The sequence below is a fragment of the Chryseobacterium lineare genome, from assembly GCF_977014045.1.
Genome location: NZ_CDRNIQ010000001.1, coordinates 3,062,838 through 3,076,319, shown reverse-complemented (window position 1 = coordinate 3,076,319; position 13,482 = coordinate 3,062,838). Strand labels below are relative to the sequence as shown.

The 13,482-nt window shown below is 36.7% G+C and carries 14 protein-coding genes; 10 read left to right on the top strand and 4 right to left on the bottom strand.

The window, feature by feature from the left end:
- Positions 1 to 71: 71 nt before the first annotated feature.
- The 4 genes from ACWNCI_RS13680 to ACWNCI_RS13665 all read left to right on the top strand — a co-directional run bounded on the left by ACWNCI_RS13680 (position 72) and on the right by ACWNCI_RS13665 (position 3,560).
- Positions 72 to 788, top strand: coding sequence for a polyprenol monophosphomannose synthase (locus ACWNCI_RS13680; RefSeq protein WP_346983804.1), 717 nt, complete (start codon positions 72 to 74; stop codon positions 786 to 788).
- A complete protein-coding gene (locus ACWNCI_RS13675) occupies positions 785 to 1,165 on the top strand; it encodes a DUF4296 domain-containing protein (protein WP_449388721.1) in 381 nt (126 codons plus the stop codon). The genes ACWNCI_RS13680 and ACWNCI_RS13675 overlap by 4 nt, the downstream gene beginning before the upstream one ends.
- Positions 1,166 to 1,172: 7 nt before the next feature.
- Positions 1,173 to 2,306 (top strand): tRNA guanosine(34) transglycosylase Tgt, encoded by a 1,134-nt coding sequence (gene tgt / locus ACWNCI_RS13670; protein WP_449388720.1) that lies wholly within the window; start codon positions 1,173 to 1,175, stop codon positions 2,304 to 2,306.
- Between the two features lie 144 nt (positions 2,307 to 2,450).
- Positions 2,451 to 3,560 (top strand): LptF/LptG family permease, encoded by a 1,110-nt coding sequence (locus ACWNCI_RS13665; protein ID WP_346986624.1) that lies wholly within the window; start codon positions 2,451 to 2,453, stop codon positions 3,558 to 3,560.
- On the opposite strand, the gene ACWNCI_RS13660 is transcribed toward ACWNCI_RS13665, so the two are convergent.
- Positions 3,554 to 4,270: a biotin--[acetyl-CoA-carboxylase] ligase gene (locus tag ACWNCI_RS13660; RefSeq protein ID WP_449388719.1), complete on the bottom strand. Its 717-nt coding sequence runs from the start codon at positions 4,268 to 4,270 to the stop codon at positions 3,554 to 3,556. The genes ACWNCI_RS13665 and ACWNCI_RS13660 overlap by 7 nt on opposite strands.
- Before the next feature lie 86 nt (positions 4,271 to 4,356).
- Here ACWNCI_RS13660 and rsfS point away from each other — a divergent pair, with 86 nt between their 5' ends.
- From rsfS to ACWNCI_RS13630, 6 genes are all read left to right on the top strand, one after another.
- Positions 4,357 to 4,725, top strand: coding sequence for a ribosome silencing factor (gene rsfS, locus ACWNCI_RS13655; RefSeq protein ID WP_346983808.1), 369 nt, complete (start codon positions 4,357 to 4,359; stop codon positions 4,723 to 4,725).
- A gap of 16 nt (positions 4,726 to 4,741) precedes the next feature.
- Positions 4,742 to 6,754: an ATP-dependent zinc metalloprotease FtsH gene (ftsH, locus tag ACWNCI_RS13650; RefSeq protein WP_449388718.1), complete on the top strand. Its 2,013-nt coding sequence runs from the start codon at positions 4,742 to 4,744 to the stop codon at positions 6,752 to 6,754.
- A 134-nt stretch (positions 6,755 to 6,888) separates the two neighbouring features.
- Positions 6,889 to 7,470 carry an LUD domain-containing protein gene (locus ACWNCI_RS13645; RefSeq protein ID WP_346983810.1) on the top strand — a complete coding sequence of 194 codons (582 nt, stop codon included), beginning with the start codon at positions 6,889 to 6,891 and terminating at the stop codon, positions 7,468 to 7,470.
- Between the two features lie 26 nt (positions 7,471 to 7,496).
- A complete protein-coding gene (locus ACWNCI_RS13640; protein WP_449388717.1) occupies positions 7,497 to 8,369 on the top strand; it encodes a phosphatidate cytidylyltransferase in 873 nt (290 codons plus the stop codon).
- Between the two features lie 4 nt (positions 8,370 to 8,373).
- A complete protein-coding gene (locus ACWNCI_RS13635; protein ID WP_346983812.1) occupies positions 8,374 to 9,027 on the top strand; it encodes a phosphatidylserine decarboxylase family protein in 654 nt (217 codons plus the stop codon).
- A gap of 185 nt (positions 9,028 to 9,212) precedes the next feature.
- The gene (locus tag ACWNCI_RS13630) at positions 9,213 to 10,541 is read left to right on the top strand and encodes a peptide-N-glycosidase F-related protein (RefSeq protein ID WP_449388716.1); all 1,329 of its coding nucleotides are present in this window, start codon (positions 9,213 to 9,215) and stop codon (positions 10,539 to 10,541) included.
- A gap of 56 nt (positions 10,542 to 10,597) precedes the next feature.
- On the opposite strand, the gene ACWNCI_RS13625 is transcribed toward ACWNCI_RS13630, so the two are convergent.
- The 3 genes from ACWNCI_RS13625 to ACWNCI_RS13615 form a co-directional block, all read right to left on the bottom strand.
- A complete protein-coding gene (locus ACWNCI_RS13625; RefSeq protein ID WP_449388715.1) occupies positions 10,598 to 10,945 on the bottom strand; it encodes a DUF1801 domain-containing protein in 348 nt (115 codons plus the stop codon).
- Between the two features lie 24 nt (positions 10,946 to 10,969).
- A complete protein-coding gene (locus ACWNCI_RS13620) occupies positions 10,970 to 12,808 on the bottom strand; it encodes an ABC transporter ATP-binding protein (RefSeq protein WP_449388714.1) in 1,839 nt (612 codons plus the stop codon).
- Between the two features lie 257 nt (positions 12,809 to 13,065).
- Positions 13,066 to 13,455, bottom strand: coding sequence for a DUF4293 family protein (locus ACWNCI_RS13615; RefSeq protein ID WP_449388713.1), 390 nt, complete (start codon positions 13,453 to 13,455; stop codon positions 13,066 to 13,068).
- Between the last annotated feature and the right edge of the window lie 27 nt (positions 13,456 to 13,482).

Sequence of the window (13,482 nt, the reverse complement as noted above, 5' to 3'; positions counted from 1 at the left end):
ATTTTTTTGCAAAATTATAGATTATTTTGTATAAAATAAAAAGGTTAAATAAACTATCTTTGCAAACTGAAATGAAAAAACTCGTCATCATTCCCACGTATAACGAAAAGGAAAATATTGAAAATATTATTTCCGCAGTTTTTGCATTGGAAGATGACTTTCATGTTTTGGTTGTAGATGATTCATCTCCTGATGGAACGGCCGATCTGGTAAAGGATCTTCAGAAAAAATATCCGCATTTTCTGCACCTGTCCGTCAGAAGAGTTAAAGATGGTCTGGGGAAAGCCTATATCCATGGATTTAAATGGGCAATCGAAAATAATTACGATTATATTTTTGAAATGGATGCCGATTTCTCGCACAACCCCAATGATCTGCCGAAACTTTTTGAAGCCTGTCTGAATGCTGATATGGCCATCGGTTCACGATATTCAAAAGGCGTAAACGTGGTCAACTGGCCGATGGGAAGGGTGCTGCTTTCTTATTTCGCTTCGAAATATGTAAGATTTGTGTTAGGGCTTCCGATTCATGATACAACGGCAGGTTTTGTCTGTTTTTCAAGAAAAGTACTTGAAGAAATTGGCTTGGATAATGTGAAATTAAAAGGATATGGATTTCAGATTGAAATGAAATTCAGAGCCTTTAAAAAAGGATTCAAAATTGTAGAAGTTCCAATTATTTTTACCAACAGAATCCTGGGAGAAAGCAAAATGAATGGCGGAATCATTCATGAAGCGGTTTTTGGAGTTTTAAATCTAAAATGGAAATCTATCATCAACAGATTATGAAAAAACTGATCTTCATTTTCCTTCTCGTGTGCCTGTTTTCTTGCGGAGATTATGTCGATAAACCGAAAAACCTGATCCCAAAAGACAAAATGGCTGAAATCATGGCCGACCTGGCAATCAATGATCAGGCGACGATCATGTATCCGAATTCAAATCTGGAAGCAGGAACAAGATATGTTCTTAAAACACATAACGTAAAGTCAGCTGACTATATTGAAAGTTTCAAGTATTATGTGGTTAAAGAAAAAATGACGGCAATCGCTGAAGATGCACAGAAAATACTGGTAAAGAAAGATCCGAAAGCGGAAAAATATGTAAAGGATAAAAAAAGTAAAACGGAGAATAATCTTCAGAATCCTCCTGTTTTATCGAGATAATTTTAAGATGCAAAAATTTTTTAATATAGAAAAAACTTCTGAAGGGAAGGCAAGAGCGGGAGAGCTTACAACGGATCACGGTAAGATCCAGACGCCGATCTTTATGCCTGTAGGAACAGTAGCAAGTGTAAAGACCGTTCACCAAAGGGAGTTAAAAGAAGATATAAAAGCTCAGATTATTCTGGGAAATACTTACCACCTCTACCTTCGTCCCGGAATGGAAGCAATGCAGGAAGCAGGAGGTTTACATAAATTTATGAACTGGGATCTTCCTATTCTTACCGATTCAGGAGGTTTTCAGGTTTTTTCACTCTCAGGAACGAGAAAAATGTCTGAAGAAGGGGTGAAATTTAAGTCTCATATTGACGGAAGTGTTCATTTGTTCACTCCTGAAAAATCTATGGAAATCCAGCGGCAGATCGGAGCAGATATTTTTATGGCTTTTGATGAATGTGTTGCCTATCCATGCGAATACAATCAGGTGAAATCTTCCATGGAAATGACGCACCGTTGGCTGAAAAGATGCATCGACTGGAATGAGAAAAATCCGGAATTATATGGTCATAGACAAAGATTCTTTCCCATTGTTCAGGGGTCTACTTATTCAGATTTAAGAAAAATTTCAGCAGAAGTAATTGCGGAAGCCGGTGCAGAAGGAAATGCTATCGGCGGACTTTCTGTAGGAGAACCTGAAGAAGAAATGTATAGAATTACCGATGAGGTAACGGATATTTTGCCAAAAGAAAAGCCGAGGTATTTAATGGGCGTAGGAACTCCATGGAATATTCTTGAATCCATCGGATTGGGAATAGATATGATGGATTGCGTAATGCCGACAAGAAATGCCAGAAATGCCATGCTTTTCACCTGGCAGGGCGTAATGAATATGAAAAATGAAAAGTGGAAAAAAGACTTTTCGCCCCTCGATGAGTTTGGAACAAGTTTCGTAGACAGAGAGTACTCAAAAGCTTATGTGAGACATTTATTTGTTTCTAAAGAATATTTGGCGAAACAAATTGCTTCAATTCATAACTTAGCATTTTATTTAGATTTGGTGAAAGTAGCGAGAGAACACATCATAGCAGGAGATTTTTATCAGTGGAAAAATTCTGTGGTACCTGTTCTTCGTCAGAGGTTGTAAGATTAAACATAAAGTCGGGAAGTCCCGAAGGGAAGACTTGAAAACAGGATAGGATGAAATCCTATTAATTTACATGATTAACGGAAATGGCGTGGTCATTTCCAATTAATATAAATTAAAAACGCATTAAAAAATAGAATAATGCTGAAAATTATAGACAGATATATCATTAGAAAATACCTTGGAACGTTTAGTTTCATGCTGATACTGCTGTCTATAGTCGTTCTGGTGATCGATGTTCAGCAGAAGATCCCAAGAATTGAAAATGCAACCGCAATTGACCCGAAACTGAATGTTACCTATTTTCTGGTGCATTTCTATCCTTTCTGGATCGTCAATCTTGTGATGACATTCCTTTCCATTTTGGTGTTTATTTCAGTGATTTATTTCACTTCCAGAATGGCAAACAATACTGAGATTGTGGCGATTATCAGTAGTGGTGCGAGTTTCCATCGGTTTGCACGGCCTTATTTGCTGACGTCTCTTTTTATTGCAATAATATCTTTGGGGATTAATCATTTTGTTTTGCCTTGGGCAAATATTCAGAAAAATCAGCTGGAAGCTTATACCTACAATGCTACTAATAAAGAAAAAGTATTAGGAACGGCGCCGGTTTCTGCACAGTTGAGCAAGATGGAATACATTTTTATTAACTCCTGGAATAAACGCGAGAAAAGAGGTTCAGGGTTCGTTTATCAGAAATTTGATAAAAATAGGAAGATGACTTATGAGCTTAAAGCTTCGGATGTGTCCTGGGATAAGGATAAAAAACTTTTTGTCCTGAATTCCTACACCGAAAAGACGATCAATAAAGACGATACGGAAAAATTAGCCAATGGTTTTGATCTGAAAAAAAGTTATGGTCACGATCCGGAAGAACTTTTTCCTAATGAACTTTTAGGACAGAATAAAACAACGCCGGAACTTCTGAAATTCATCAAAAGAGAAACCGAAAAAGGAAACAGTAACCTGAATACGCATTTAAATGAACTTTATCAGAGAACGTCTATGCCGGTTTCTATCGTGATTCTTACATTTCTGGCACTTTCCCTTTCATCACAGAAAAAGCGTGGCGGCTTGGGGATCAATCTTGCATTGGGAATCTCTCTTGCATTTGTTTTCGTATTCTCCTTTGAAGCTTTGAAAGTGGTTTCGGAAAATAAAAGTATGTCACCGGCATTGGCTATGTGGTTCCCGAATATCGTTTTCTCACCGCTGGCTTTATTCTTATATCTGAAAAGGGCCAATCAGTAAAGAAGTTTTATTTCTTTGTGATAAAAAGATCGTAAGCCGTCATTTTCGAGATCAATCCGGATTTCTCCGCTCCTTTCTGCATTTTTGATGATGCCATTTTGTCGCTTTCCATTCAGTTCGAAAACAGAAATTTCATCTTTCCTGAATAAATTAGCATTGAAATGATCCATAATTTCATTTTCTGATGGAATTTGTTTTAATTTTCTCACCATAAAATCATGCAGGTCAATAGTCAATTCATTAAGGTTAAAATACCTTCCGGTCTGGGTTAAAAGCGAGCCTGCATTTGATATTTCATCGAATTTTTCCTGCAGAATATTGAAGCCTGCTCCAATGATGAAATAATTATTCTGATTAATTTTTTTCTTTTCTATCAGAATTCCGACGATTTTTTTATTTTTAAGGATGATATCATTCGGCCACTTTATTTTTACAGTGTTTTCAGTCAAATTGGCAAGAAAATCACGGATTATGTTTGCGGTATAATAATTGAACATAAAATCAGAAAGCTTAGTGTTTTCCACATTTACGGCAAGGGTATAGGCTAAATTTTTTTCAGCGGATGATGACCAGATATTCCCGTACTGTCCCCTCCCTTTTGTTTGATTGAATGTATGAAGTGCAGTAAAATCCGAATTTTTATAAAGTAAAAACTTTGAAATTTCGTCATTAGTAGAAGAGCATTCCTTCAGGTAGAATAGTTGACTCATTTAAGAAAACTTTAAGACTTTCGAGGGGTAAAAGTAAGGCTAAAGTGAAAGAAAAACAATAAATTTGCAGATTATAGTATTTTTTAATGAATAAAACAGTAGAAAAACAAGCGCTAATAGATAAAATTGTAGAAGCTATTCAGGATGTAAAAGGTGAAGATGTCATGATCTTTGATCTTTCTAATATTGAAAATTCAGTAGCAGAAACTTTTATAATTTGTAGTGGAAACTCAAACACGCAGGTTTCTGCGTTGGCAGGAAGCGTAGAGAAAAAAGTGAGAAATGATCTTAAAGACAGACCTTGGCACGTAGAGGGTACGGAAAATGCAATGTGGGTGCTGGTAGACTACGTTTCAGTAGTTGTACATATTTTCCAGAAGCAGGTACGAGAGTACTACGATATAGAGGAACTCTGGGGTGACGCCGTCATTACCAGAATTGAAAATGAATATTAAATTTTAAAAAGTATAAATGAACAATAAAGGATTTAACTGGTTTTTTCCGATTGCGATCATAGCTCTTTTGTTATTCTTTATTCCTAATTTTTTAGGGGATAATAATGCAAAATCTATCGATGAAGACGGTTTCTTTAAAGAAATGCAGGCAGGAAAAATCCAGCGAGTTTTGATAGATAAACAGGCCCAGAAGGCTGACGTGTTTTTGACACAGGCTGCCAAAACAGCTACCGTAAAAAAAGACGATAAAGCAAACCCTTTTTCTGCCCTTTCGATGGCTCCAAAAGCTGATTATACGCTTAAATATGGAGATCTGAGATTGTTTCTGGAAAAATTTGATGCTTTAAAACAACAAAATCCGCAGCTCACAACATCTAAAGATTATGCAGAAGGAGAAAGCCCGTTGATGAGCATTCTTATTCAGGCTTTGATCTGGATCACGATTCTAGGATTATTTTATTTCCTTCTTTTCAGAAAAATGGGAAGTGGGGGAGGCCCGGGAGGACAGATTTTTTCTATCGGGAAATCTAAAGCCAAACTTTTTGACGAAAAAGAAAGAATTCAGGTGACATTCAAAGATGTCGCAGGTTTGGAAGGTGCTAAAGAAGAGGTTCAGGAAGTTGTAGATTTCCTTAAAAACTCGGAAAAATATACAAAACTGGGAGGTAAAATCCCTAAAGGTGTTCTTTTGGTAGGGCCTCCGGGAACTGGTAAAACGTTACTTGCGAAAGCTGTAGCGGGAGAAGCTAAAGTTCCTTTCTTTTCTCTTTCAGGTTCAGATTTCGTAGAAATGTTTGTAGGTGTTGGTGCTTCAAGAGTAAGAGATCTTTTTGCTCAGGCGAAAGCTAAATCTCCGGCTATTATCTTCATCGATGAAATTGACGCCATAGGACGTGCAAGAGGAAAAAATAATTTCTCGGGAGGAAATGACGAAAGAGAAAATACGCTTAATCAGCTTCTTACAGAAATGGACGGTTTCGGAACCGATACGAATGTTATCGTAATGGCGGCAACCAACAGAGCTGATATTTTAGATAAAGCATTAATGAGAGCCGGACGTTTTGACCGTTCAATCTATGTAGACCTTCCGGAATTGCATGAAAGAAGACAGATTTTTGATGTGCATTTAAAGAAAATCAAGCTTGATGATAATGTAGATCGTGAATTCTTAGCAAAACAAACTCCTGGTTTCAGTGGAGCAGATATTGCCAATGTTTGTAACGAAGCAGCGCTGATAGCAGCAAGAAATAATCATACATCCGTTACAAAACAGGATTTCCTTGACGCGGTAGACCGTATCATCGGAGGTCTTGAAAAGAAAAATAAAGCGATCAAACCTTCTGAAAAGAAAAGAGTTGCTTATCATGAAGCGGGGCATGCAACAATTTCGTGGCTGGTAGAACATGCGTCACCGCTCTTAAAAGTAACAATCGTTCCGAGAGGACGTTCCTTAGGGGCAGCATGGTATCTTCCGGAAGAAAGACAGTTGACAACTACTGAACAAATGCTTGACGAAATGTGTGCAACACTAGGAGGTAGAGCCGCAGAACAGGTAATCTTCAACAATATTTCAACAGGAGCACTTTCTGATCTTGAAAGTGTAACGAAAAGGGCTCAGGCTATGGTTACCATTTATGGATTAAGTCCGAATATCGGTAATATTTCTTACTACGACAGTTCAGGGCAGTCTGAATATAGTTTTGGTAAACCATATTCTGAAGAAACCGCGAAGAGAATTGATATTGAAATCAAAGGTATTATCGAGGCTCAATATGAGAGGGCTGTTCAGATTTTAGCTGAAAATAAGGATAAGCTGGATGCTCTTGCGAATAAACTTTTAGAAAAAGAAGTGATTTTCAGAGAAGATCTGGAAGAAGTATTCGGAAAAAGAGCATGGGATCCGGAATTAACGGAGAAGCCTGTGACGAATACGATACCGACGACAAAAGAGCCGAATGAAGAAGTTATCATTAAAGATAAAGAGGAAGAAAGTGAAATTCAGGCACCTGAAAGTCCGACACAACTCTAAAAGTCTTTAAAATCAAATAAGTAAAAACCTGACAGTCCTTGAATTGTCAGGTTTTTTCATATTTATCAGCATGTTTTTGGATTTCTATGTGATTAATTTTATATTTTTGTATAAGTGACTAAAAAATAAATAAGTTGAGTTTATTCAAGAGGATTGTAAGCAAACTTACCAACCAGCCTGAAGAAGAAGAAAAACCAAGTCTGGAAAAGCTAGGAGATTCGCTTAAAAATGCGGATCTTGACTACAAATTTGCCCAATTGTTTACTCATTCAGGAGGATTTTTCAATTACTGCGCAGATGAAGCGGAAGCTTTACAGACTTTACATCAGATCATCAAAATAGAAGGAATCAGCAATGTTTTCTGTTGGGATAAAGATCTCCAGAATTTTTTAAATGTTGTGAAAGCTCCTTATACCGCAGAACTGAAAAGTGATAATGATGCGAGTTTCATCACTTGCGAGTATCTTATCGCTTATGACGGAAGAATCATGCTTTCTCACAACAATATTCTTCACTACCATTCTTCAAGGTTGCCTAATAAGATTATCATTATGGCAAATGTTTCACAGATTGTAAACAACCTGAATGATGCAATGGGAAAGATTAAAAGAAACGGAAATATCAAAAACCTTACTTCCATTAGCGGAGCTCAGTCAAAACTGGATACTTCTTCCAATAGCAACACCAAACTGTTTTTACTGTTGCTTGAAGATTAAGTATCAACTTATAAATTTTTAAAATCTTGGACAAAAATCTCATTCAAAGAACGTTATCGGGAATTGTTTACGTAGCAATCATTATTCTTTGTACTACACCGCTGGGAGCTCACTTGATCAACAGCATAATTCCGGACCTTGTAAAACAGGAATATCTTTATTACGGGTTGATTACCCTTCTTTTGGGAGTAGGCTCCTGGGAATGTTTTAAAATCATGAAGTTCGGAAACGGATACGAAAGATGGGTTGTTCTTCCATTGATCATTTTTATATTTTATATTTTCTCTAAACGATATTTCCACTTTGATTTTTATTTTGATTTCAGGATAAGTGAGATTCTGGCTTTGCTTTTAATTGTCATTGCTGTGGTCACTCTATTTAAATATCCGAACGAACTGTACTACGACAGCGGAAAACTGATTTTTACGGTTATTTACGTTGCACTGCCATTCAGTTTTGCATTAGGCTTACCAAAGTTTTCCAGATTCGATGACAGATTCTCTCTTGAGGTTCTTTTCCTTTTTATTCTGATATGGAGCAGCGATACATTTGCCTATCTTACCGGAAAGTTTTTCGGAAAGCATAAAATGGCTCCTAAAATTTCTCCGAAAAAAACCTGGGAAGGCTATATAGGAGGCGTAATTCTTACTTTAATATTATCCTATTTTATTGAACATTATTATCCAGATCTTCGTGGAAACTGGATGGTTGTAGGATTTCTGGTTGCCGCTTTTGCTCCTGTTGGAGACTTGGTGGAAAGTCAGCTGAAAAGAAATTTCGGCGTCAAAGACAGTGGAAACATTATTCCGGGGCATGGCGGAGTATTAGATCGGCTTGATAGTTTTTTAATCTGCGTTCCTGTCGTATATTTGTACTTTATTTTAGAAAAATTTATTTAATCTCATGAAATTACACAGAGAATCGAAAGGAACAATCACTGTTGCCTCCTTATTGTTTATCATTTTGAGTGCATTGGCTATTTACTTCCTTGAAATGTGGTCACTGGTGATCATTCTGCCTTTGCTGGTTGTTTACAGTCTGGTATTTTGGTTCTTCAGGGTGCCAAATCGGGATATTCTGGAACATAGAGAAAATGTGATCGCACCTGTTGACGGAAAAGTAGTTATGATTAAAGAAGTAGAAGAGGATGAGTTTATTAAAGGAAAAGCAATTCAGGTTTCTATATTTATGTCACCTTTGAATGTTCATATCTGCAGATATCCGGTATCCGGAAAGGTTATTTACAAAAAATATCATCCCGGAAAATATCTTGTAGCGTGGCATGAGAAATCTTCTACAGAGAACGAAAGAACTACGGTTGCTATAGAAAGTTTAACCAATCATCAGGTTGTTTTCCGCCAGATTGCGGGATACGTGGCCAGAAGAATTGTTTTCTACTGTAATGAAGGCGATGATGCCAAAGCAGGCCATGAATTCGGATTCATTAAATTCGGTTCCAGAATGGATGTTTTTCTTCCTTTGGATACAGAAATTGTCTGTAAAATAGGCGATATTACAAAAGGCGGACTGGATGTAATCGCAAGAATGAAAGAGTAAAGAAGTTACTTAAAAATAAGTAGGCCGTTTCGTGAGGAACGGTCTTTTTTTTATTTAGGATTAAACCGTATTGAAAAATTTGTATTAATATAGATATTATGTTAATTATTTTGATACTTATTTGATACTTTGTGGTATTTAGTGGTGGCTAAAGTTGTATTTTTGATAAATTAACTTTAATCTTCATGAAAAAAACTTTACTTTATTTAATGGTCTTTACAGGGTTTTGTAAAACTATAGCCCAAACAACAGTGAATGTATTTTCACAGATTGTATTTTACGACGGATATGCAGCCAATGTTTCCAATCCTGTTCCTGCTAATACGATTAGGCTAGCTAATTTCAGATATGCTAAAAAATTAACGGATTCGGAACTGAATTCATTTCAGAATAAGATTCAGATGAATGTAACTATCGGAGCGCTTTGTGATAATTATGACAGAATCGGTGGTGTTCATATTGCGCTGGTTCCGAAGGGACAGTCCTCTTATACATTGAGTGATGCAAATGTAAAGAGAATAGAAATCGGAAGATATATTACCCCTTTCATGAATAAGAATCTTTCGCCTACAGAAGTTCCTTATACTTATCAGGTGGATAATCTTTATTCTGTTTTCAGCAATACTGTTTTACGGAACGCTTACGATATCTGGGTAGAGCTTGATGTTTTTGGAGTGCCTTACGCTGCGAATACTCAGGTCGCCGGATGCGCTGGAAGAAATGATGTGTTCGCCGGAACACTTGACTTTGTTACTTATAATGACCCGTCAGTCAATACGACCTATAATAATCTTCTTCCGCTTTTAGATTCTAATGAATTAAATAATTACAACAATACAGATCAGGCGGGACAAACAGTAAGGCTTGTTAATTTTAACCTCACACAAAGCGCAAGCAACGCCAAATTTTTCATTGTTTCCACGCCTCACGGAGCGAATACCAACGGCGAAGAATATGTAAGAAGACAGAACTTTATATCACTGGATAATAATCAGGTTCTGACTTTCACGCCGGGAGGAATTTCTTGTGAACCTTTTAGGGTTTATAATACACAAGCAAATGGAATCTATGGGACATCTGTTCATTCTACATCATGGTGGACTTCCTGGAATAACTGGTGCCCGGGTGATGCTGTTCCTATAAGAAGTTTTACAGCGGCTTCTTTGTCGGCAGGAAATCACACAATTAAATATGAGGTGCCTAGTGCCGTGTTTTACGGACAGGACGGAAGGATCGTTCTTTCAATGTACATGCAGAGCACTGGCCAGCAACTATCTGTGAAAGATGTTTCAACGATTGATGTATCTGTTTTCCCGAATCCTACGACAGATTTTGTGAATATCCGTTCTGATAAGAAAATGAGAAGCATTTCGGTGTATTCTATAGAAGGGAGAAAGTTGAATGAGGTGAAAGATTCTAAAATAGATCTTTCGGGTTATCCTAAAGGAGTATATATTTTAGATATCCTTCTTGAAGGCGGAACGCAGTTTAAGCATAAAATTATTAAGAAGTAATCTAAGATCAATATTTTTAAAAATGAGAAGGAGAGACCTGAATGGTTTCTCCTTTTTTATTTAATGTGTTGTTTTACTTCTTTAATGAGGTTTAAAATGAATTCTAAAGGCAGATCCTCATTCATATCGATTAAAAGGAGTTTAAACTTCTTTCTGCCTTCACTGAGGAGTTCGGGATAATCTAATCTGTCGCCGTGATAAAAACTAATGTAATGTTGCTTGTATTTTTTGCTGTAATACAAATAACATAACATTTTCTTTTTATATTTAAAGAACGGTAATCCGAAACTTAAAGTTTCGGTGATATGTTCCGTATCGGATTCTAAGATTTTTTTGCGTAAAAAAAGGAGAGTACTTCTTTCAGGTTCTTCGATTCTGTAGAAATACTCTTGTATGGGATTCATTTTAAATGCTGGTTTAAAATAATTTTAATCAAAATTCTGCAACTCCACCAATTTCTGATACGTTCCTTTTTTTGCGATAAGCTCGTGATGCGTTCCCTGTTCTACGATATTTCCTTTTTCCATTACGACGATCCAATCGGCTTTCTGAATGGTTGAAAGACGGTGAGCAATCACCAGGGAAGTTCTGTTTTCCATCATTTTTTCCAAGGCATCCTGAACAAATCTCTCAGATTCTGTATCTAATGCAGAGGTTGCTTCATCAAGAATCATGATCGGAGGGTTTTTCAATACCGCTCTTGCAATTGAAACTCTTTGTTTCTGGCCTCCGGAAAGCTTTCCTCCGTCGTCGCCGATATTAGAATCATAGCCTTCCGGAAGCTGCGAAATAAATGAATCTGCATTTGCAATTTTTGCGGCGGCAATTACTTCTTCACGTGTCGCATCAGGTTTACCCATCAGAATATTGTTATACACCGTATCGTTAAATAAAACGGATTCCTGGGTTACCATTCCCAATAGCTTACGATATTCTTTTAATTTTAAGTTCTTGATATTCTCTCCGTCAATAAGAACTTCTCCTTCCGAAACATCATAAAATCTGGCGAGAAGGTTGGCAATCGTTGTTTTTCCGCTACCGCTCTGTCCTACGAGTGCTACTGTTTTTCCTTTTGGAATAATCAGTGAGAAGTTTTTAAGAATGGTATGGTCTTTATCATAGTAAAAACCTATATTGTTAAATTCTATTGAATTATTAAGAGTTGAAATACTTACCGGATTCGGAACTTCATCAATTTTTACATCGGCATCCAGGATTTCCAATACTCTTTCCAGGGAAGCTTCTCCTTTCTGAACATTTGAAATAGATTGAGATAAACTCTTCACAGGAGGTAAAATTTGGAAGAAAATTCCTAAAAACACAAGAAAATCAGCAGGAGAAATACTTTGATCTACAATAATCTGTTTTCCTCCATACCATGCAATAATTAAGAAGGTTACAGAGCCTAAGAATTCGCTCATCGGGGAGGCCAGTTCTTTCTTTCTTCCCAGACTTATGGAACTGTTGATCCATCGTTGCATCGACTGCATAAACCGGTTGTCCATTATTTTTTCAGCACTGAAGATTTTGATCACTTTCGTGGATTTCAGGGTTTCATCTACAACAGAGAAAATATTTCCCATCTCATTTTGTGCTTGATGAGAATCTTTTTTAAGGCTTTTCCCGATTAAAGCAATCATTGTTCCCATCACCGGTAAAACAAGAAGTGAGAAAAGCGTCATTTCCGTGCTTAAAAAGAACAAAGTCACCAACGTACTAATCAGCATGAAAGGGGCATTGATTAATTCCACCAAACTTCCCAAAATATTTCCTTCTACTTCTCCTACGTCATTCGACATACGCGACATAAGGTCTCCTTTTCTGCTTTCCGTGAAGAAAGCAACAGGAAGGGAAAGTATTTTTCTGTACATTGCTCCACGAAGATCTTTGGTAACGCCTACGCGATAATTGATCAGCAAAAAAGATCCCAGATATCTGAAAATATTTCTCAGCAAAAACATGAATGCTGTAATCACACAGAGCCATGCCAGTACCGTAAGCGCACCATACTGTGTGACAAGATGCTGAACATAATAATTAGCATATTCTTTAGCATAAGAGAAAAAATCCAGAATTTCCCCTGAATACACCGGAGGGGTACTGTATTTTTTAGCTTCAATAGTCCCGAAAAGCATTCCCAAAACCGGCAGAATAGTTCCTAGCGAAGCGATCTGAAATACCGAATACATAAGATTGAAGAATAAACTTCCGTAAATGTATTTTTGATGAGGTTTTGCAAATTTGAGTATTTTAATGTACTGGTTCATTCAATGAAAAAATTGGATAGCAAAATTACGTAATTTAAATGATAAGACGTTTTTAATGGTCTTTTACTTTGTCTAATAGGTGTTACTTATGATCCATTTGTTACAAATGTCATCATTTAAAGATCATAACAAGATTTTTGATGTGGTTTCCGATTCCGAAGTAAATTAGGGGGAGATAAGTGGTTTTTATTTAAATTTAAAAACAAAAAAAACAGCTCCAAAAAGGAGCTGTTCTCACTCAAAAAATCGTTGTACGGTTATCGAAGCCTGTCTACAGATTTTACGAGCCTCTCATCTTTTTTGATGTAAATGTTTGCAATAAACAAACATACAATCGCAATGAATGGAAACATTGGCTCAATACCCTTCTCAGGAATCTGCATTCCTCCGGATAATTTTAGTAACCAGTAAATCAATATACCAACCAACAAAACGTTTATAATGATGCTGATGTTATTCAGCAAAATTTGTCTTTTTCTGTTTTTATAACTGAATACACTCAGTAAACCAACCAAAACAAGGATCACACAGGCAGCATCCAGTACCGGTAAACCATCTGAAATAACCACATCCTGACCCGCAATGAACAGAAATACAGCAGCTAAAACTGCTAAAAATATCCATATGGTCTGTATTCTTTGTATCATTACAATTAAATTCCAGGCAAAAATAAC